Origin of the sequence: Stenotrophomonas sp. SMYL20 (assembly GCF_036320045.1) — a bacterium.
GTDB classification, from domain to species: domain Bacteria; phylum Pseudomonadota; class Gammaproteobacteria; order Xanthomonadales; family Xanthomonadaceae; genus Stenotrophomonas; species Stenotrophomonas maltophilia_A.
Genome location: NZ_JAWIRT010000020.1, coordinates 15,164 through 34,452, shown reverse-complemented (window position 1 = coordinate 34,452; position 19,289 = coordinate 15,164). Strand labels below are relative to the sequence as shown.

Annotated in this window: 14 protein-coding genes and 1 pseudogene; 4 read left to right on the top strand and 11 right to left on the bottom strand. The window is 68.8% G+C overall.

Annotated elements, in window-relative coordinates; translation table 11 throughout:
• From V3B48_RS15645 to V3B48_RS15625, 5 genes and pseudogenes are all read right to left on the bottom strand, one after another.
• Positions 1-312: an STAS domain-containing protein gene (locus tag V3B48_RS15645; RefSeq protein WP_032128488.1), complete on the bottom strand. Its 312-nt coding sequence runs from the start codon at positions 310-312 to the stop codon at positions 1-3.
• The gene (locus V3B48_RS15640; RefSeq protein WP_010487479.1) at positions 302-964 is read right to left on the bottom strand and encodes an ABC transporter substrate-binding protein; all 663 of its coding nucleotides are present in this window, start codon (positions 962-964) and stop codon (positions 302-304) included. Before V3B48_RS15640 ends, V3B48_RS15645 begins: the two co-directional genes overlap by 11 nt.
• 56 nt (positions 965-1,020) lie before the next feature.
• Positions 1,021-1,485 (bottom strand): annotated as a pseudogene (gene mlaD / locus V3B48_RS15635) (outer membrane lipid asymmetry maintenance protein MlaD); the annotation flags it as partial.
• Positions 1,486-1,544: 59 nt separating this feature from the next.
• The gene (locus V3B48_RS15630) at positions 1,545-2,294 is read right to left on the bottom strand and encodes an MlaE family lipid ABC transporter permease subunit (protein WP_005414955.1); all 750 of its coding nucleotides are present in this window, start codon (positions 2,292-2,294) and stop codon (positions 1,545-1,547) included.
• Complete coding sequence (locus tag V3B48_RS15625; protein WP_049462908.1) at positions 2,294-3,082, bottom strand: ATP-binding cassette domain-containing protein; 789 nt, start codon at positions 3,080-3,082, stop codon at positions 2,294-2,296. Before V3B48_RS15625 ends, V3B48_RS15630 begins: the two co-directional genes overlap by 1 nt.
• Before the next feature lie 189 nt (positions 3,083-3,271).
• Between V3B48_RS15625 and recC the strand changes: the two genes are divergently transcribed.
• Genes recC through recD form a run of 3 tightly spaced genes read left to right on the top strand, consistent with a single transcriptional unit; the run spans position 3,272 to position 12,173 of the window.
• Complete coding sequence (gene recC / locus V3B48_RS15620; protein WP_329894046.1) at positions 3,272-6,619, top strand: exodeoxyribonuclease V subunit gamma; 3,348 nt, start codon at positions 3,272-3,274, stop codon at positions 6,617-6,619.
• The gene (gene recB / locus V3B48_RS15615) at positions 6,616-10,296 is read left to right on the top strand and encodes an exodeoxyribonuclease V subunit beta (protein WP_329894045.1); all 3,681 of its coding nucleotides are present in this window, start codon (positions 6,616-6,618) and stop codon (positions 10,294-10,296) included. Before recC ends, recB begins: the two co-directional genes overlap by 4 nt.
• A complete protein-coding gene (recD, locus tag V3B48_RS15610; protein WP_329894044.1) occupies positions 10,293-12,173 on the top strand; it encodes an exodeoxyribonuclease V subunit alpha in 1,881 nt (626 codons plus the stop codon). The genes recB and recD overlap by 4 nt, the downstream gene beginning before the upstream one ends.
• Positions 12,174-12,279: 106 nt before the next feature.
• Here recD and V3B48_RS15605 read toward each other — a convergent pair whose 3' ends face one another.
• The 6 genes from V3B48_RS15605 to V3B48_RS15580 form a co-directional block, all read right to left on the bottom strand.
• Positions 12,280-12,678 carry a hypothetical protein gene (locus V3B48_RS15605; RefSeq protein ID WP_049400355.1) on the bottom strand — a complete coding sequence of 133 codons (399 nt, stop codon included), beginning with the start codon at positions 12,676-12,678 and terminating at the stop codon, positions 12,280-12,282.
• A 61-nt stretch (positions 12,679-12,739) separates the two neighbouring features.
• Complete coding sequence (locus V3B48_RS15600) at positions 12,740-14,779, bottom strand: FUSC family protein (protein WP_329894043.1); 2,040 nt, start codon at positions 14,777-14,779, stop codon at positions 12,740-12,742.
• A 3-nt stretch (positions 14,780-14,782) separates the two neighbouring features.
• A complete protein-coding gene (locus V3B48_RS15595; protein WP_032130524.1) occupies positions 14,783-16,243 on the bottom strand; it encodes an efflux transporter outer membrane subunit in 1,461 nt (486 codons plus the stop codon).
• Entirely contained in the window at positions 16,240-17,157 is a 918-nt protein-coding gene (locus tag V3B48_RS15590; RefSeq protein WP_329894042.1) for an HlyD family secretion protein, read from the bottom strand. Before V3B48_RS15590 ends, V3B48_RS15595 begins: the two co-directional genes overlap by 4 nt.
• Positions 17,154-17,363, bottom strand: coding sequence for a DUF1656 domain-containing protein (locus tag V3B48_RS15585; protein WP_010487502.1), 210 nt, complete (start codon positions 17,361-17,363; stop codon positions 17,154-17,156). Before V3B48_RS15585 ends, V3B48_RS15590 begins: the two co-directional genes overlap by 4 nt.
• Positions 17,364-17,471: 108 nt before the next feature.
• Positions 17,472-17,927 carry a MarR family transcriptional regulator gene (locus V3B48_RS15580; RefSeq protein WP_012481667.1) on the bottom strand — a complete coding sequence of 152 codons (456 nt, stop codon included), beginning with the start codon at positions 17,925-17,927 and terminating at the stop codon, positions 17,472-17,474.
• 677 nt (positions 17,928-18,604) lie between these two features.
• On the opposite strand from V3B48_RS15580, the gene folE reads away from it, so the two are divergent.
• The gene (gene folE, locus V3B48_RS15575) at positions 18,605-19,216 is read left to right on the top strand and encodes a GTP cyclohydrolase I FolE (RefSeq protein WP_004141296.1); all 612 of its coding nucleotides are present in this window, start codon (positions 18,605-18,607) and stop codon (positions 19,214-19,216) included.
• Positions 19,217-19,289 lie beyond the last annotated feature (73 nt).

Sequence of the window (19,289 nt, the reverse complement as noted above, 5' to 3'; positions counted from 1 at the left end):
TCAGCTCGCAGCAGAAGTAGCGTTGAAATCCAGGTCGGGCGACAGCCGGTAGGCTGCGCTCAGCTCGTTGTAGCCGGCCGGCGCGCCGGAGACTGCCAGCGGGTGACCGCTCTTGCGCGCACGTGCGGCCAGCTCGGCCAGCAGCGCCAGGCCGGCGCTGTCCACGCGTTCGACCTCACCCAGCTCCAGCCGTGACAGCTTTGCCGGCAGGGCCTGCAGCTGCGGCCACAGTGCGATCACCGCGGCACGGTCGAGCACCCCGCGCAGGCGCAGGGTGTCGCCTTCCAGCAGCGCCAGTGCGTTACTTGCCATTGCCCGCGGGCCCGGCCTGCATGCTGCCGCTGTGCAGTTCGTTGGCCACCTGCTTGATGCCCTTCTGGCGCAGCGGGGTGTCGAACTGGTTGCGGAAGGTCTGCACGTAGGAAATGCCTTCGATGTTGACGTCGAAGATCTTCCACTGGCCGTTCACGTTGCGCATCCAGTACTCGACCGGGGTCGGTTCGTTGCCGGCGCGCACCAGTTCGGTGCTCACGCGCACGCCACGATTGCCCGGCAGCGGGCTTTCACCCTTCAGGCGGAAGCTCGGCTTGCCCTGGATGTTGAGCAGGGTGGAGCCGTAGCGCTGCATCAGGCTGTCGGCCATGGCATCGGCGAACAGCTTGATGTCGGCGTCGGAGGCGCCGCGGGCGTGCGGGCCCAGCACCAGGCGCGCGGCGTAGTCGCGGTCGAAGGTGCGGGTCAGCTCGCTGTCGATGTAGCTGCGCAGGCTGGCCGGGTTGCTGGTGAACTCGCTCTTGCGCTGCTGCAGCGTGGACAGGATGCGGCTGCTGGCATCGATCACCACCTTGCCGGCCTGGCTCTGCGTTGCGGCAGCGGCCGGCGCAGCGGCCTGGGCCTGGGCCAGGAACGGGGTGGCCGCCAGCAGCGCCGAGGCGAGCAGGGCCGGGATCAGTTTCATCTTCATGGTTGCGGTTCCGTTGCAGGCGCCTGAGCGCCATCGTTGGGCTTCTGAGCAGCGCCGCCACCGGCACCGCCACTGAACATGTACTTGCCGACCAGCTGGATCAGGTCCACAGCCGGCTGGGTGAAGACGATCTCGTCACCGGCCTTCAGCACGTCCGGATCACCGCCCGGCTGCAGACCGATATAGCTCTCGCCGAGCAAACCGCTGGTGAAGATGCCGGCCGAGGTGTCCGCCGGCAGGTCCTTGACCTTGCTGTCCATGCGCAGAGTGACGATCGATTCGAACTTCACCGGGTCCAGGTCGATCGAAGCGACCTGGCCGACAGTGACGCCGCCGATCTTCACCGGCGCCTGCTTGCGCAGCTGGCCGACCTGGGAGAAGCGTGCCTTCAGGTCGTAGCCTTCGCTGCCCCAGCTCCAGCGCTGGTTGGTCGAGGCCACGGCCAGCACCATCAGCGAGGCCAGGGCCAGCAGCAGGAAGGCGCCGACGGAAAATTCGAGTCTGGGACCGCGGATGGCCATGTGGATTACCTGATCGAGTCGTTGTGGCCGCGCGCGCCTGCGCACCGCCGGTGGAGGGGTTAGGTGAACAACATTGCCGACAGCACGAAGTTGAACATCAGCACCAGCAGTGAAGCGTTGACCACCGCACGGGTGGTCGCCACCGAAGTGCCTTCAATGGTCGGCTCGGCGTGGAAACCCACATAGGCGGCAACCAGCGCGGCAGTGCCGCCGAAGATCGCCGACTTCAGCATTGCCACGCCGAAGTCGTCCCAGAAGTCCACGCTGTTGCGCAGCGCCGACCAGAACACGCCATTGTCCAGGCCCAGCACGTGCACCGCTTCGAAGTAGCTGGCACTGATTGCAAGCGAACAGAAGATGCCGGTCAGCAGCGGCACCGTCAGCACCGCCGCCCAGAAGCGCGGCGCCACCGCCTTGGCCACCGGGTCGATCGCCATCAGCTCCAGCGCCTTGATCTGGTCGGTGGCACGCATCAGGCCCAGTTCGGCGGCGATCGAGCTGCCAGCGCGGCCAATGAACAGCAGCGCGGTCAGCACCGGTGCCAGCTCGCGGTACAGCGACAGCCCGAGCAGGGTCGACAGTGCGTCGGCCGCACCGAAGGTGGTCAGCGTGCGGTAGCCCTGCAGGGTCAGCACCAGGCCGACGAAGGCACCGCCGACGGCGATGATCGGCAGCGAGCGCGCACCGATCTTGTAGATCTCGCGGGTCAACTCGGCCAGGAAATCACGGGTCGGCAGCGAACCGCGCAGCACGGTCAGCGAGAACAGGCCGGCACGACCCAGCGAGCGGGTGGCTTGAACGAACGGCATCAGGCGACCCTCGCGCGCGGCGCGGCATCGAACGGGATGGGACCATCGGGCTGGCCGTGCAGGAACTGCCGCAGCAGCGGGTCCTGGCTGGACTGCAGTGCCTCGGGCGTGCCCTGGAACACGATGCCGCCATTGGCGATCGCGATCACCTGGTCGCAGATCGGCAGGGTCTCGTGCACGTGGTGGCTGACGATGATGCTGGTCAGGCCCAGGCTGTGGTTGAGGCGCTGGATCAGGCTCATGATCACCCCCGAGGCGATCGGGTCCAGCCCGGTCAGCGGCTCGTCGTAGATCATCAGCGGCGGGTCCAGCGCCAGTGCACGGGCCAGCGCCACGCGGCGCGCCATGCCACCTGACAGCTCGCGCGGCCAGGCATCGGCGGCGGCCAGCAGGCCCACCGAATGCAGCTTCATCTGCACCAGCCGGCGCAGCACGGCGGTCGGCAGGCGGGTGTGCGTACGCAGCGGCAGCGCCACGTTTTCCGCCACGGTCAGGTCGGTCAGCAGGCCGTTGCCCTGCAGCAGCACGCCCACGCTCTTGCGCATTTCCAGCAGCGCGCCGCTGTCATGCGGAATCGGCTTGCCGAACAGGGTGACCTCGCCGGCGACCGGGCGCAGTTCGCCGGTCAGCGCCGCCAGCAGGGTCGACTTGCCGCTGCCGGACGGACCCAGAACGGCGGTGATGCTGCCCTTGGGCACCTGCAGCGACACGTCGCGCAGGATCGTGCGTCCGCTCCGGTCGATGCGGACGTTGGATAACTGCACCAGACTGGAGGTGGAAGCCGACATGGGCACCATTAACGTTTTTTAGACATCGAAGGATCGGGCCCGTCGGCTGAACATAAGCAGACTGGACGGTGCAGTATTGTTGCACGACAAGCCTCGGCGGAGGCCGGGACAATCGGCTGGCGTCCCGGAACAATCCGTACCGCTCGCGGCCCAGCCATTGAATACTGCCTGCTGTCCTGCACACTGTGCATGATGAGTGACCCAGGCAGCGATTTCCGCCTCTACCATTCCAACTCCCTGGACGTGCTGGCCGCGCTGCTGGCGCGCAATGTGCGTGCGCCCGTTCCTGGCCAGCCGCTGCTGGCACCGGAAGTGGTGCTGATCCCGCAGGTAGCGATGCGGCGTTGGCTGCAAGCGACACTGGCCGCCGAGTTCGGTGTGGCTGCGAACCTCGAATTCCTCACCCCGGGTGAGTTCGTGGCGCGCGCGCTGAAGGCCAACGTCAGCGGCGAGCAGGACGACCTGGACGCGGCCGGCCTGCATTGGAAGCTGTACCAGGCCCTGCGCGACCCGGCGTTGCTGGCGCAGCCACCGATGCGCGCGCTGCAGTCCTATCTTGCCGGCGATGACGCATTGAAGCCGTGGGCGCTTGCTGGCGAGCTGGCCTCGGTGTTCGAGAAGTACCAGGCGTGGCGCCGCGACTGGCTGCTGCGCTGGGCGGCCGGTGCCGATCCGTCCGATCCGCAGGCGATCCTGTGGCGCACCATCACCCACGGCCACGACTACCGCGCGCGCCGCATCCAGGAATACCTGGACCGTTTCGAAGGGGCCGGCCAACCCTTGCCGAAGGGCTTGCCACCGCGCATGTCTGCGTTCGCGACGCTCAACATCTCGCCCGATGTGCTGCGGGTGATGGCCACCCAGGCACGTGTTGGCGAGCTGCACTTCTATATGCCCACCCCGGTGCAGTCGTACTGGGGCGATCTGCAGACCCTGGCCGAGCGCCTGCGCAGCGGCGCGCCCGATCCCTTCGGCGAAGCAGCCGGCGAAAACCGCCTGCTGGAAGCCTGGGGCGCGGCCGGGCGCGACTTCATGGCGGTGCTGGGCAGTTACGAGGTGGTGCATCCGGCCGGCGAAATCGCCGCCTATTCCGATCCGGAGGACGACACCCGGCCGACCCTGGACGAAGGCGGCCTGTCCGACAGCCTGCTGCATCGCCTGCAGCGTGACCTGTTCCACCGCCGCGCACTGCCCTCGGGCGAGCTGCGTGACGGGCTTCGCAGCGACGACCCCAGCCTGCAGGTACACGCCTGCCATACCCGCCTGCGCGAGTTGCAGGTGCTGCACGACCAGCTGCGCAGCCTGCTGCAGGACCCGCGCTTCGACCCGCCGCTGCAGGCGCGCGAGATCGCGGTGCTGGCGCCGGACATCGATCCCTACGTGCCGTACCTGGAAGCGGTGTTCGGCGGCCGTGGTGGCGAGGAGGAGCACATCCCCTATGCGCTGGCCGACAGCAGCCCGCTGGCCGGTGAACCGCTGGCTGATGTGTTCGTGCACCTGCTGGGCCTGCCGGTCTCGCGCTTTGGCCTGAATGAAGTGCTGGACCTGCTGGCCAGCGCGCCGCTGGCCGGAGCGGCCGGGCTGGAAGCGGTGGACTTCGACCGTCTGCATGGCTGGCTGCAGCAGGCCGGTGCACGCTGGGGCCTGGATGCGAAGCACCGCCACCAGCACCAGGCGCCGGCCGACGACGCCTACACCTGGCAGTTCGCGCTGGATCGCCTGGTGCTCGGCCATGCCACCGGCAGCGAGGCCGACCTGGCCGGTGTCGCACCGTGGATCGAACTGGAAGGCGGCGCGATGGACGCGCTGGACCGGCTGCTGCGCCTGCTGCGCGTGCTGGCGATCTACCAGCGTCGCCTCGGCGAGCTGCTGACCCCGGCGCAATGGCGACAGCGCCTGCTGTCGTTGCTGGATGCACTGCTGCCCACCGCGCCGAGTTCACCCAACAGCCAGCGTGCCCTGGAGCGCCTGCGCAAGCTGCTCAACCAGTTCGCCGAGGATGCTGCCAAGGCCGGCTTCGCGGAAGGCGTGCCGCCGGAGGTGGTACGTGCGCACTTCGCCGGTGCACTGTCCGAGGCCGATACGCGCGCACCGCTGCTGACCGGTGGCATCAGTTTCGGCCGCATGGTGCCGATGCGCCTGCTGCCGTTCCGGGTGATCTGCGTGCTGGGCCTCAATGATGGCGATTTCCCGCGCCGTGACCCGGCGGCCGGTCTCAACCAGCTCACCGCCGAACTGGACACGCCGCGCCGCCGACCGGGCGACCGCTCCACCCGCGAAGACGACCGTTTCCTGTTCCTGCAGCTGTTCGCCGCCGCGCAGGAGGTGTTCTACCTCAGCTACCTCGGTGCCGATCCGCGCGATGGCAGCGTGCGCGAGCCGTCGGTGCTGGTCAGTGAACTGATCGATGCCGCCGCTGCGTATCACCTCGATCCGCCTGCGGCGGTTCGCGACTTCACCGTGCGCCATGCCTTGCAGCCGTTCTCGCCCGCCGCATTCGGTGATGGCGACCCGCGTCGCTTCAGCTATCGCCGCCAGTGGCATCCGGCGGCCGGTCGCCTCACCGGCCAGCGCGGCGGCCTGCAGCCGTGGTTCGACGCACCGTTGCCGCCGCCGCTCGACGATGCAGTGGAAGACGAGGTCGCGCTCGATACCCTGCGCCGTTTCCTGTGCGACCCGGCCGGGCAGTTCCTCGCACAGTCGCTGGGCCTGCGCCTGGCCGACGATGTCGAGGAGGTCGATGACCTGGAACCGCTGGTGCTGTCATCGCGCGGCCCGGAAAAGCGCAGCGTGCAGGCGGCGGTGGTGCGTGCCACGCTCAGCGGCGATACCGAGCCGTTGTACCCGCGGCTGCGCGCGCGCGGCCTGCTGCCGTCCGGCCCATTGGGCGAGCGCCAGTTCGAGGGGGAGCAGTTGAAGACGCGCCCGTATGCCAGTGCGTTGCTGGGCTGGATGCAGGGCGAACCGCTGGAAAGCCGTCGCTACGAAGTGGACATCGACGGCGTGCGCCTGCATGGCCGCGTGGCCGATCGGCATCCCGAGGGCTTGGTGCGCCTGCGCGCCGGTACCCTCAATGGCAATGCAGTGATCCGCCAGGGCCTGGACTGGCTGCTGGCCAACGCCGCCGGCGATGCGTTGCCGCTGGTGCAGTTCCACGATGGCGGTGACGCCGGGCCCGGCCCGCATGTGCTGCCAGCACTGAGCGCCCCCGCTGCACGCGCGGCGCTGCGTGCGCTGCTGCAATTGCGCGAGCGCGGCCTGCGTGAGCCGCTGCGCTTTGCCCCGTATACCGGCTGGGTGCTGTACAACGCGCCAGCAGAAAAACAGCGTAGCGAAGGCTGGAAGCAGTGGCATGGCAGCGACCGCAGTTGGGGTGAATCCAGCAGCGACGCCTGGCAGCTGCTGCTGCGCGGTGCCGACCCGTTTGCCACCGATGCCAGCTATGCCGAGCTGCTGCGCAACAGCCAGGTGGTCTTCAGCGCGGTGCGCGAAGGCCGCACTCTCGGTACCGAAGCACGCCAGGAGGGCAACGCATGAACACCGCCATCGCAGATGAGGAAACCCAGCGCATGGCGGGCGATCCCTACCTGGCCTTGCCGCTGGATGGCATCCGCCTGATCGAAGCCAGCGCAGGTACCGGCAAGACCTTCACCCTGGCGACGCTGTTCACCCGCCTGGTGGTGGAGCAGGGCCTGCGTATCGGCCAGATCCTGGCGGTGACCTTCACCGATGCGGCCACCCAGGAACTGCGCAAACGCATCCGCGAGCGCCTGGCGCTGGCCGCGCGCCTGGTCGATCTGGAACCGGCCGAGGGCGAAGCGCCAGACCTGCGGTTGACCCGCGAGGTACTGCAGCGCCATCTACAGGGCGGAACCGAGAGCGCGGTCGCACTGAAACGCCGCCTGCAGGTGGCTGCCGACGAGATCGATCTGGCGTCCATCTTCACCATCCATGGCTTCTGCACCCGCGTGCTGCGCGAGCATGCACTGGAAAGCGGCCATACCTTTGATCCGCCGGAACTGCTGGCCAGCGATCGTGAACTGCTGGAGGAGCTGGCCGCTGATCTGTGGCGCGTGCATGCCAATGACCCGGCCACATTGGAGCCGCTGACCTGGCTGTGGTCCAACCCGGATGCGCTGGCCGCCGATCTGCGCGCGCTGCTGGGCACGCCGCCCCTGCACCCGTTGCCACAGTCGGTGACGCTGGCTGATCCACACCCGGCGCTGCAGAGCGCGGCCGAGGCACTGTCCGCAAGCGTGCGCGAACATGGCGATCAGTTCTTCATCGACCTCTGCGATGCCGTCGACAACAAGTGGATCAACGGCGTGTCCTACAAGCTGGGCTGGCTGCACCCGCTGGGCCGACAGCTGCTGGCCTGGGCTGAGCGCGGCGACCCGCGCGAGATGCTGGCCAGCGAGCGCCTGCCGGCACTGCTGCCGGAGGTGCTGGCCGACAAGACCAACAAGAAATTCCCCGATCGCACGCCATCGTCGCCATTGCAGGCGCCGTTGGCGCGCTATGTCGCGCTGCTGGCCGAACGCGATGCCTGGTTGCGTGGTACCGCGTTGAACTTCCTGCACGCGCTTCGCGCCGAAGCCACGCAGCGCCTGCAGGCGCTGAAGCGCACGCGCCGGGTACAGACCTACGACGACCTGATCGATGGCGTGGCGTTGGCGCTGGAAGGCCCGCAACGGCTGACACTGGTGAAACAACTGCGTGCGCAGTACCGCATCGCGCTGGTCGATGAGTTCCAGGACACCGACGATCGCCAGTGGGGCATCTTCCACACCGTGTTCGGCGATTCGCCGGAGGTGCGCGAACTCGGCCTGGCGCCGGCACTGTTCCTGATCGGCGACCCCAAGCAGGCGATCTACGGTTTCCGCGGCGGTGACATCCACACCTACCTGAAGGCCAAGCAGGTGGCGCAGCAGGCGCCGGTGCTGGACCAGAACTTCCGCTCGCGACCGGCTGTATTGCGCGCGTTGCAGGCGCTGTACGACAACGGTGGCGAAGACGCCTTCCTCGAACGCGACATCCAGTTCGAGCCGGTGCGGCCCGGTGGCGTGCGCATCGACGAGGACTACCAGCGTGATGGCCATGCCGCCGCGGCACTCACCCTGCGCGTGCTGCGCAGTGGCGGTGACAAGGCGATGAGTGCGGACGCCTCGCGTGATGCCGCGACCCAGGCTTGCGTGACTGCGATTCACCAGATCTTGGTCGAGGCGCGTGCGGACAACGCCGTGTTGCGTGGGCGCCCGGTTCAACCCGGTGATATCGCGGTGCTGGTGCGCTCGCATCGCGAGGCCACGCTGGTGCAGCGCGCGCTGGCGGCGGTCGGCATTCCCGCGGTGGCAGCCGGCAAGCAGAGCCTGTTCGCCACCGCTGAAGCGCGCGATCTTCGTGCGCTGCTGCTGGCGCTGCTGCAACCGGCTGACGAAGGCCGCCTGCGTGCAGCGTTGGCCACTGTCCTGCTCGGTCAACGCGCCAGCGCGATCGCGGCGATGGAGCGCGAGGGCGACCTGCAACGCGAGTTCCAGGCACAGCTGCTGCACTGGCGCGAGCGCTGGCAGCGCGGCGGACCGTTCGCGGTGATCGCCGATGTCTGTGCCGCACAGGGCGAACGCCTGCTGGCGCTGATCGACGGCGAGCGCCGCCTGACCAATTACCTGCAGCTGGGCGAACTGCTGCAGGAAGCCTCGGCGCAGGCGCTGGGCATGCACGGCCTGCTGGATTGGCTGCAGGGGCAGATGGCCAGCGCCGATCAGGATGACGAGCAACAGCTGCTGCGCCTGGAATCGGATGCGCGCCGGGTACAGATCATCACCCTGCACAAGAGCAAGGGCCTGGAGTACCCGCTGGTGTTCCTGCCGTTCGTCGGCATCGACGGCGGCGCGCCGAACACGTCGTCGCACTGCACGGTGCATGTGGATGGCCAGCGCCAGCTGCACTGGAAGCTGGACAAGGACGAAGCCTGGGAAGCGGCCAGCAACCAACGTGAGCGCGAGCAGCGCGCCGAGGATGCGCGCCTGCTGTATGTGGGACTGACCCGTGCCGAGCATGCGCTGTGGATCGCCGTGGGTGATCTGGCCGGGCTCGGCAAGACGCGGCTGGCGCCGCTGCTGGGTGACCTGCAGGCGCTGCGCGCGCACGCCGATGTGCACATCGATGACAGTGAGGCAGCGGCCGCGCTGCCGCAGCTGGCGGCCGAAGTGGAAGGCGACCTTCCGGCGGTGCGTGCCCTGACCCGGCGCGTCCCGCACGACTGGTGGGTGTACAGCTTCACCCAGCTGGCCCACGCCGATGCCGGCGCGGGCAGTGATATCGAAGCCGCCGCCACCGAGCTGCCGGCGCCCGCTGCCGACGAACCCGCTGGCCCGGAACTGCCACTGGAACCGGCGTTGCCGGAACCCGCCGCGGCGGCCGAAGACAGCACACCGATCGACCCGCGCTTCATGGGCAGTCGCTTCGGCAACGTGCTGCACGAAGCGATGGAGAACGTCGACTTCGCCGCATGGGGTGATTGGCAGCCAGGTCTGCAAGCCCCTGAGGGACAGGCCGAGGTGCTGCGCAAGGCACTGCACGACGAAGGATATGCTGACGTCGATCTGGATGATGGCGTGTCCGTACTGGTGCCGCTGGTCGGCCACACGCTCACCGTGCCGCTGCCCGAAGGCGGTGCGCTGCACAGCCTGGGTGAAGGCGAGCGCCGCGCGGAAATCGACTTCCATTTCGCCATCGAGCCGACCACGGTGCCGGCGCTGCTGCAGGTGCTGCATGCGCACGGTGTTTCCAGCACGCGACGCGGCTTCGGCCAGCGCCGCCGGTTGGAAGGGCTGATGACCGGCATGATCGACCTGACCTACGTGCGCGACGGGCGCTGGTACGTGCTCGACTACAAGTCCAACCGCCTGCCTGGTTACAGCCCGGACCTGCTGGCCATTGCCATGCGCCACAGCGAGTACGACCTGCAGGCGCTGATCTACACCGTGGCCCTGCATCGCTGGCTGCGTTTCCGCCTGGGTGCGGCCTACGACTACGAGCGCGACATGGGCGGCATCCGCTATCTGTTCTGCCGTGGCCTGGATGCCGCCGGCAACGGTGTGCATGTGGACCGCTTCCCGTTGGCGCTGGTGGATGCCCTGGATGCGTTGTTCGCCGGTGGCGAACAGGCCCAGGCCGAACTGGCTGCGCGTGCCCGTGGAGCCAGTGCATGAGCCTGCTGCAGGAGCTGTATCGCAACGGCCAGCTGCGCACTCTCGATCACGCACTGGCGACCAGCCTGCAACGCTTGCGGGAGGACACCCCTGACAGCGTGGCAGTGGCGGCCGCACTCGCCTCGCTGGCGGTGTCGCAGGGCCACGCCGGTTTCGATCCGGCGCGACCGCAGCGACTGCTGGAAGGCGTGCCGGAGTGGCCTGCCGCGCAGGACTGGCTGGCGCAGCTGCGCGCATCGCCGTGGGTGGCGACGCCGGAGCAGGCCGATGCCATCGCCGAGGATGCACCGCTGGTGCTGGAAAACGGGCTGCTCTACCTGCGCCGCTATCGTGAGTACGAGCGCCAGCTGGCGGCCGGGCTGCAGCGGATCGGCCGGCATCCGCTGCCGGCACCGGACATGGCCGCGCTGGCACCGTTGTTCGCGCAGCTGTTCCCGCAGGCACTGGGCGGCGAAGATCATCAGGCACGCGCCGCCGGCGTGACCCTGCGCCATCCGCTGGCGTTGGTCACCGGCGGCCCCGGCACCGGCAAGACCACCACCATCGCGCGCCTGTTGCTGCTGCTGGCCGCGCAGGCCCGGCACGTCGGCCAGCCGCTGCCCGAGGTGGCGCTGGCCGCTCCCACCGGGCGTGCCGCCGAGCGCATGGCCGAGAGCCTTCGCGTCGCCGTGCAACGGCTGCAGGAACAAGGACTGGACCCGGCGTTGTGCACGGCGCTGCCCAGTACCGGCACCACTCTGCATCGCCTGCTCGGCGTGATTCCCGATTCACCGCGCTTCCGCCACCACGCCGACAACCCGTTGCCGGTGGACGTGGTGGTGGTCGACGAAGCCTCGATGATCGATCTGCCGATGATGGCCAAGCTGGTCGACGCGATCGCCAGCGGCACCCGGCTGATCCTGCTCGGCGATCCCGATCAGTTGCCCTCGGTCGAGGCCGGCGACGTGCTCAGTGCGATCCTGCGCGCCAGCGGTGATGGCATCGGCACCCGCGCCGATGACGCGCAGGCACTGCATGATCTGCTGCTTCCGGCCACGCTGCAGCCGCAGGCGGCACCACGCGCCTTCGCCGGGCGCCGCGTGCAGCTGCAGCGCGGCTACCGGCAGAGCAATGCGCTGGACCTGGCACCGCTGGCCCATGCCGTGCGCGAGGGCAACAGCAGCACCGCGCTGCAGCTGCTGCGCAGTGGTGAACTGGCCGGCGTGCATTTCCACGAAGGCGAAGCCGATCCGCTGCGTGGCCAGCGCGAGCACCTGCTGGGCCACTGGCGTGCACTGGCCGACGCGGCCGATCCAGTGCTTGCCCTGCAGCAGGCCGGGCGCCTGCGCGTGCTGACCGCACTGCGCGAAGGCCCGCAGGGCGCGCGCGGCCTCAACAGCCGCATCGAACAGCTGCTGGCCGGCAACACCCCCGGCTACTTCCAGGGTCGCCTGCTGCTGGTCACCGAGAACAGCTACCGTCATCGCCTGTTCAACGGCGATATCGGTATCTGCCTGCGCGATGGCAGCGGCGCGATGGTGGCCTGGTTCCCCGGAGACAGCGTCGACCAGCCGCGCGCCTTCCATCCAGCGGCGCTGCCCGCGCACGAAAGCGCCTTTGCGATGACCGTGCACAAGGCGCAGGGTTCGGAGTTCGACGAAGTGTGGTTGCAGCTGCCGCGCCAGGACAGCCGCGTGCTGTCGCGCGAACTGGTCTACACCGGCCTGACCCGCGCCCGCCAGGTGCTGCATGTGGCCGGCAGCGCGGATGTGCTGCAGGCGGCGTTGAAGCGCCATGCCAGCCGATTGGGTGGGTTGGCTTGGCGGCTGGGCGCGGAAGCGGTGGCTGAAGCACCGGCGCGCATTGAACAGCCCACGGTGCAGGGCACGTTGTTCTGAAACGGGGTCGGATCCCGTTCCCAACGGGAGCGGGCTCTGACCCTCGTCGCCGAGGCACGCATGCTGCGGGTCAGAGCCCTCCCTCCGGGAGGGATCCGACCCAGCGTCATTCAGCGATCAGTACCAACCCATCCGGGAACACGATGGCCGCTTCATCAGCGCTCACGTCGAAGAAGCCCACACCGTGCTTCTCGGCCAGGTCCTGCACGCGGCCGTGCGCACGTTCGGCCACCGAATAGGCGAACGCGCCGTAGATCACCTGACTACCGATGCTGTACTCGGTCACCTCAGCACGATCATCGTCGTCATTGCTCAACGGCCCGTTCATTGGCGGAAATTCCTGTGCCATCTCCGCGAACCACGCCTGCAACGCGGGACTGCTGACCGCCGGGTCGTCGTACTCGTGGCGTTCGTTCCACTGCGTCTGCTTCTCGAACCAGGCGATGAAGGCCGCCGCCTCACGTGGAGCGGTGCTGGCCTCGAACACCATCATGTCGTAACTCATTGAACCGTCCTGCGGGCGTGGTGAAAGGCTGCCGGGCGTCGCCCGGCGCTAGTGCTCATTATCAGGCCGATGCAGTGTTGGCATCCGCCAGCCCCGGCGCCAACGCCTTCGCCTCCGGGAACAGCGCGAAGCGCAGGCCGATCAAGCCCATCAGCGCCTCGTCGCGCGCCTTGCAGGCGGCCACGCTGCCGACCCGGCCCAGCGAGGTATCCAGCCGCTCGCGCAGCGCTTCGGCCGCCACAATCGGTTTGCGCGCGGCGATCTGACGGCGGTAATGCACGGCGATTTCTTCCAGGATGTGCTCGACCGCTTCGCGGCTGCGCTCGGGCAGTTCCAGCCGTGCGCGACGCAGCTGCAGGATGTTCAGGCCGATGCGCGCTTCGTTGAGCATGTCCACCGAGGCGATGTCGCTGCCCTCGGGCGTCGCTGCCAGGCGCGGTGCGAGCAGGCCCAGCAGGTCGAGCATGCGTGCGGCGAAGCGCTGGCGGTCCTGCTGGCCGCGCCCTTCGGCGGCTTCGGCCAGCGTCGTCCAGCCCTGCCGCACCAGCCGGCGTGCGGTCCACTCGGCACCCACCGAGCGGAACAGGCGGGTCATCACCACCGCAAAGCCAATGCCGATGAACATCGCAATCGACGAGTTGAGGAAGGTCTGGATGTTGGCGCTGTAGGTGTTCTGCAGGCTCAGCAGCGCGGCCAGGTTCACCGTCAACGGCAACGCGAACAGCGCGCTCTTGGGGTGGTGCAGCATCAAGCCCAGCGGCAGGAACACCACTGCCAGCACCAGCGCCAGCAGGCCGAAGTCGTGCACCGCCGGGAACACGCCGAACAGGTACACACCAGCCACCACCGAGGCGACCATCGCCCACACCAGGAACGACACCATGCTCGGTGCCGGGTCGTCCTGTGCAGCGAAGAATGCAGCGGTCACCGCGGCCATCATCGCGCCGTTGCCACCACCTTCCCAACCCAGCGCGATCCACAGCACGCAATAGCTCATCAGCGCCACGCCGGCACTGAGCGCGGAGAACAGCGCCATGCCGTAGTCGACGTGCTTGTCGGCGGCCACGCGTTCGGTGCGGATGCGATAGTGCGCGCGGTCCAGCGGCGCGGTGCCGTGGTCGATCGCGTGCTGCAGCGTGCGGCAGTCCTGCCACAGGTCCACCAGTTCCTCCAGGCGCAGCAGCAGGCTGGCCAGCTGCAGGTGCTGCAGGTCGCGGTCCACCTGCGGCTTCAGTGCGCTGATGCGCGCGCGCAGGCGGGCGTACTCGCTGGCGTTGGTCGGCCCGTCCAGCCAGTCGTGGATATCGTCGACCAGTGCCGGCAGCCCTTCCGGCAGGGCCTGTCCGTCGCTGCGCAGCGCACTCAGGCGGTCGGCAATCGAGGACAGCACCGGCAACAGCAGCAGCATGCGCTCGCGCAGGCGCTCCATCGACACCGCCGAACCGGCGTGGCGTGGATCATCGCGGCGCAGGAACTCGATCAGCGCCTCGAACTGCACCAGGTCGGCGGCCAGCCGGTTGCGCGGCGCATGCGCGCGGCCACGTTCAAGGATCTGCCGGCACCACTGCGCGGCGTCCTCCATCCAGTTGCCGATGCGCGCGCGCAGCATCGGACGTACCGAGGCCGGGAACAGCAGCGACGCGAACAGCACCGCCACCACCGTGCCAAGGATGATCTCCTCGCTGCGTGCCACCACCGTGTCGAAGATGGTTTCCGGCGAGGTCACCGCCGGGAAGCCGATGAAGGCCGTCGTGTAACCGGCCAGCAGGAACGCGTAGCCGCGCGGGCCGCGGTTGAGCAGGGCCATGAACAGGCAGCCGGCCAGCCAGATCGACATCGCCGCGCTCAGCAGCAGCGGCGTTTCCACCAGCGCCGGCAGCACCAGCAGGGTGGCCAGGCCGGCCACCAGGGTGCCGACGATGCGGTACACGCCCTTGGCCCGGGTTGGGCCCAGCAGCGGCTGGCTGACGATGTACACCGTGCCCATCGCCCAGTACGGGCGCGACAGGTTGCCGGCCATGGCGATGTACAGCGCGGCCACCGCGGCCAGGTAGGTCTTGATCGAGAACAGCCAGGCCTGGCGGTCGGTCAGCGCGTTCATGGCTTACTTCGCTGCGGTCGAGGCGTTGGGCGCGGCGGCGCTGGCCTGCCAGCCACCACCCAGCACCAGGAACAGGTGGATCTGGTCGCGCGAGACCTGCGCTTCGGCGGCGGCCAGGGTGGCATCGCTGGTGGCCAGGCTGCGGTCGGCATCCAGGCTGGACAGGTACGGCGTGCGGCCGCCCTGGTACAGCCGGCGGTTCTGCTCGGCGGCCAGTGCGGCCTGCTCCTGCGCGATGCGCAGCGACTGCAGCCGCCGCAGGTCCTGCGCATAGCGGTCCAACGCGGTCTGGGTCTCGCGCAGCGCCTGCAGCACGGTGTGGTCGAACTCGGCCAGGGCCGCATCGGCACCGGCTTCGGCGGCGTGGATGCGTGCGTGGGTGCCGGACGACGGCAACGTCCACGAGATCAGCGGGCCGATCGACCACTGCTGGGTCATCGGCGTACCGAAGTCCTCCAGCAGGCCGGCGGCACCGAGCGAGGCACCCAGGCGGATGTCCGGGTACAGCTCGGCGGTGGCGACACCAATCCGCGCCGTGGCCGAGGCCAGCTTGCGCTCGGCCTGGCGCACGTCCGGGCGGCGCTGCAGCAGCGCACGGCCATCACCGACCGGCAGCGGCTGCGCCAGGCTGGGGGCATGTGCACAGTCGATCACACCGGCCGGCAGCTGGCCCGGGGTCTGCCCCAGCAGCGCGGCCAGCGAATAGGCGGCGGCCGAGCGCTGCGCCTGCAGCGGCGGGAGTGCAGCTTCCAGCAGCGCCACCTGCGCATTGGCGCGGGCCAGTTCCGGCGGCGTGCCACGGCCGGCCGCGATCAGGCGCTCGGTGACCGTGCGGCTGCGCTGCTGCAGCTGCAGCGAATGCTCGGCCACGTGCAGTTCGTGGTTGGCGTGGCAGATTTCCAGGTAGCTGTCGGCCACCTGCGCGACCACGCTGACCTGGGCCAGGTCGCGCGCCGCAGCGACCGACTGCTCGTCGGCACGCGCCGCTTCGGCGCCGCGCTTGAGCTTGCCGAACAGGTCGAACTGGTAGCTGACCGCGAACTTGCCATCGGCCAGGTTGATCACCGGCAGCTCGTGCTCCTGCAGGAACGACTCGGCCGACAGCTGCGCGCGGCTGACCCCGGCCTCGGCCTCGTACTCGAAGCCACCGGCGTCCAGCGCCTGTTCGTACACCGCCGCCGCACGGCGCAGGTGCGCGTCGGCGGCCTTCAGTTCCACGTTGTCACGCAGCGCCTGGGTGATCAGCCCATCCAGCACCGGGTCGTTGTACAGCGACCACCAGCGGTCGGGCAGCGCCTGGTTGGCGGCGATCTGCGGGTTCTGCGTATCGATGAAGGCCGCATTGGCCTGCGGGCGCTTGAACGCCGAGCCTTCCGGCAATGCATAGTCCGGGCCGACGGTCCTGCACGCGGCCAGGCTGGCCAGCGCGACGATCAGGCCGAGACGGGGCAGGGCGGCGTTCACAGGCCCGCCTGTGTCGGCGCGGTGCCGGCCTTGTCTGCGTGCTTCGTGCTGCTGGTCTGCACGGTTACCGTGGCAGTACGACCGGCAATCAGCTCAACGCCCTTGGGCACCTCGTCGATGGCGATGCGCACCGGGATGCGCTGGGCCAGGCGCACCCAGTCGAAGGCCGGGGTCACGTTCGGCAGCAGGGTGCTGCCATTGCTGCGGTAACGGTCCTCGATGCCGGCGGCGATGCTTTCGACATGGCCACGCAGCGGGGTCGATTCGCCCATCAGGCGGATGTCCACGGCTTGTCCCGGGGCCACGCCACGCAGGCGGGTTTCCTCGAAATAGCCATCGATGCGGAACGAGCCGGTATCCAGCAGCGCCAGCACCGGCTTGCCGGCCACCACGTAGTCGCCCACGCGCATGGTGCGGTCGTTGACCCGGCCATCGGCCGGTGCGCGCACCTCGGTGCGCCCCAGGTTGAGCTCGGCCAGGTCGACCGCCGCCTGTGCGGTGGCCAGCGCGGCCTGTGCGGCCTGCAGCTTGGCGCGGCGCACTTCGGCGTCCTCGGCGGCGACCAGGTCCTGCAGGCTGCGGTCACGGCCGATCTCGCGGCGCAGCTGTGCCACCGAGGCCTGGCGCTCGCCCAGGCTGGCCTTGGCCTGCTCCAGCGCGATGCGGTAACGGGCACGGTCGACCACGAACAGCAGGTCGCCCTTCTTCACCGCCTGGTTGTCGGCCACCTGCACCGTTTCCACCAGTCCGGATACGTCCGGCGCCACCTGCACCACGTCGGCGCCGACATGGGCATCGCGGGTCCACGGCTCATCCATGTAATAGACCCACAGCTGGCGCAGCACCAGCAGGGCGACGATCACGGCTGCGCTGGTGAGCAGCACCGGCAGGGTCTTCTTCACGATCTTGTTCACGATTGCATCCAACGCAGGAGGTGGAACAGCAGGCCCAGCACGATTCCGTACAGCGCCAGGTTGAACAGCGCCGGGTGCCATACATGGCGATAGGCGCCGGCACGCTGCAGCAGCGCGTGCAGGCCGCTGTTGACCAGATAGGCCAACAACATCAACCCGAGCAGGGTCGGGACGAACACTCCGTGGAGACTGAATTCACCGGGCATCGGTAGGGGCGGGGACGAGGTGGGGGAGGGGAGGAACAACGAAACAACAGCAACGGGCAAAAGCCGCTGGCGTGTGCACGGCAGCGGCGGTATTCGGGGGCAGCGGTCTTACGTGATGCGGTCGGCGGCCTCGGCCAGCAGGCGCCATGCCTTCAGCACGGCGTGCAGTTCATCCATGGAAAGCTCGCCGAACACGTCCTGGCGCAGGCCGATCAACTGGTCTTCCAGCTCGCTGACCAGCGCGTGACCCGCGTCGGTCAACCACAGCAGGTTGGCGCGGCGGTCGCTGGCATCGCTCTCGCGGCGGACCAGGTCGCTGGCGCACAGCTTGTCCAGCAGGCGCACCAGGGAAGGCCCCTCCATGCCCAACTGCTGGGCCAGCGCCACCTGGCGGATGCCACCGCCGGAGCGGCCGATCATCAGCAGCGGCATGGTGCAGGCGGTGGAGATGCCGTAGCTGCCGAGCCGGCTGTCGGCCAGGCGCTGCCACTGCCGCCCTGCGTACAGCAGGCCGGAGCTGAGCTGCATCTGCAGCACGGTGCGCTCGTCGAGGGGTCGGTCCATAAGAGATAGATAGGATACTACTAATTTCATTCCTATCAATAGGTTTTTCTGAATGGGCGGGGTGTAGTGAGGAAAGCGTTGCGCCTGCATGGTGTCGGGTGGGGCAGCGGGCGCCGGACGGTGCAGGACACGCCGTGAACCCATCCTTGGGGGCTCGGCCGCGGCTTGCTCGTGTGCGCGTCCTGCGCACACGGCAAGACCGGCGTTGGGCGTCCTGCCCAACCCGCCCGAGGCATGCCTCGGACCCATGCCGCGGACGGTCCTGCCCCGCCCGACCCCCGCTGCCCGCCCATCACCCCGCGGGCGCGGTGGGTTGGCTCTTTAAAGACAAGGGCAGAAGCAGTGCGGACCAACGGTCCGCACCCACAAGGGCAGCGGCGCGAGCCGTTTCCGAAGCCATGAACCCCAGCTTTTGACCCCGCTTTCGGGCGGTCCGGCCGCGCCCGCAGGAAACCGTCAGGGAGGGGGAGAGGGGGCTGCGCAGGACCGTTGGCGCCATGGATGGCGCCATCGAGCCCCCAGGGACGGGTTTACGGCGTGTCCTGCGCAGCCCCCTCTCCCCCTCCAGACCGATAGCAAGCACGCGCTGGAAGAACCCCCCGATGAACCGTCCCAACAGGACGACCCACCCCCCGGTCGGGTACGATGCTCGCCCCCCGTTCGGGACGCTGTACGCAATGAGCAAGAACAACGAAAAGGCCGCCCCGCAGGGCGACGTGACCCAGGACCAGGCCGAGGATGCCGTGCGCACCCTGCTGCGCTGGGCCGGTGAGGACCCGTCCCGTGAAGGCCTGCTGGATACCCCCCGCCGTGTCGCCGAAGCCTATGGCGACTGGTTCAGCGGCTACCGCGACGACCCGCGCGCCTACATGGAGCGGACCTTCGAGGAAGTGGCCGGCTATGACGAACTGATCGTCCTGCGTGACATCGAGTACGAAAGCCACTGCGAACACCACATGGCGCCGATCATCGGCCGCGTGCACGTCGGCTACCTGCCGGCCGGCAAGGTGGTGGGCATCAGCAAGCTGGCCCGCGTCGTCGAAGCCTACGCCCGCCGTTTCCAGGTGCAGGAGAAGATGACCGCGCAGATCGCCCAGTGCATCCAGGATGTGCTGCAGCCGATCGGTGTCGGCGTGGTCGTCGAAGGCGCCCACGAATGCATGACCACCCGCGGCATCCACAAGCGCGGCGTCAGCATGGTCACCTCGAAGATGCTGGGCAGCTTCCGCGACGACGCGCGTACCCGCGCCGAGTTCCTGCGCTTCATCGAAGTGGGCGGCAAGCGCTGAGCCGCTTGCCCGCACCCCGCCGGCCGCTGCGGGCCGGCATGCCCACGGCTGCCCGCGCGGCAGCCGTGCGTGG

Excerpts from the sequence above, each read along its gene's own strand:
- V3B48_RS15645 (WP_032128488.1), bottom strand. The coding sequence starts at position 312 with ATGGCAAGTAACGCACTGGCGCTGCTGGAAGGCGACACCCTGCGCCTG.
- V3B48_RS15640 (WP_010487479.1), bottom strand. The coding sequence starts at position 964 with ATGAAGATGAAACTGATCCCGGCCCTGCTCGCCTCGGCGCTGCTGGCG.
- V3B48_RS15630 (WP_005414955.1), bottom strand. The coding sequence starts at position 2,294 with ATGCCGTTCGTTCAAGCCACCCGCTCGCTGGGTCGTGCCGGCCTGTTC.
- V3B48_RS15625 (WP_049462908.1), bottom strand. The coding sequence starts at position 3,082 with ATGTCGGCTTCCACCTCCAGTCTGGTGCAGTTATCCAACGTCCGCATC.
- recC (WP_329894046.1), top strand. The coding sequence starts at position 3,272 with ATGATGAGTGACCCAGGCAGCGATTTCCGCCTCTACCATTCCAACTCC.
- recB (WP_329894045.1), top strand. The coding sequence starts at position 6,616 with ATGAACACCGCCATCGCAGATGAGGAAACCCAGCGCATGGCGGGCGAT.
- recD (WP_329894044.1), top strand. The coding sequence starts at position 10,293 with ATGAGCCTGCTGCAGGAGCTGTATCGCAACGGCCAGCTGCGCACTCTC.
- V3B48_RS15605 (WP_049400355.1), bottom strand. The coding sequence starts at position 12,678 with ATGAGTTACGACATGATGGTGTTCGAGGCCAGCACCGCTCCACGTGAG.
- V3B48_RS15600 (WP_329894043.1), bottom strand. The coding sequence starts at position 14,779 with ATGAACGCGCTGACCGACCGCCAGGCCTGGCTGTTCTCGATCAAGACC.
- V3B48_RS15585 (WP_010487502.1), bottom strand. The coding sequence starts at position 17,363 with ATGCCCGGTGAATTCAGTCTCCACGGAGTGTTCGTCCCGACCCTGCTC.
- V3B48_RS15580 (WP_012481667.1), bottom strand. The coding sequence starts at position 17,927 with ATGGACCGACCCCTCGACGAGCGCACCGTGCTGCAGATGCAGCTCAGC.
- folE (WP_004141296.1), top strand. The coding sequence starts at position 18,605 with ATGAGCAAGAACAACGAAAAGGCCGCCCCGCAGGGCGACGTGACCCAG.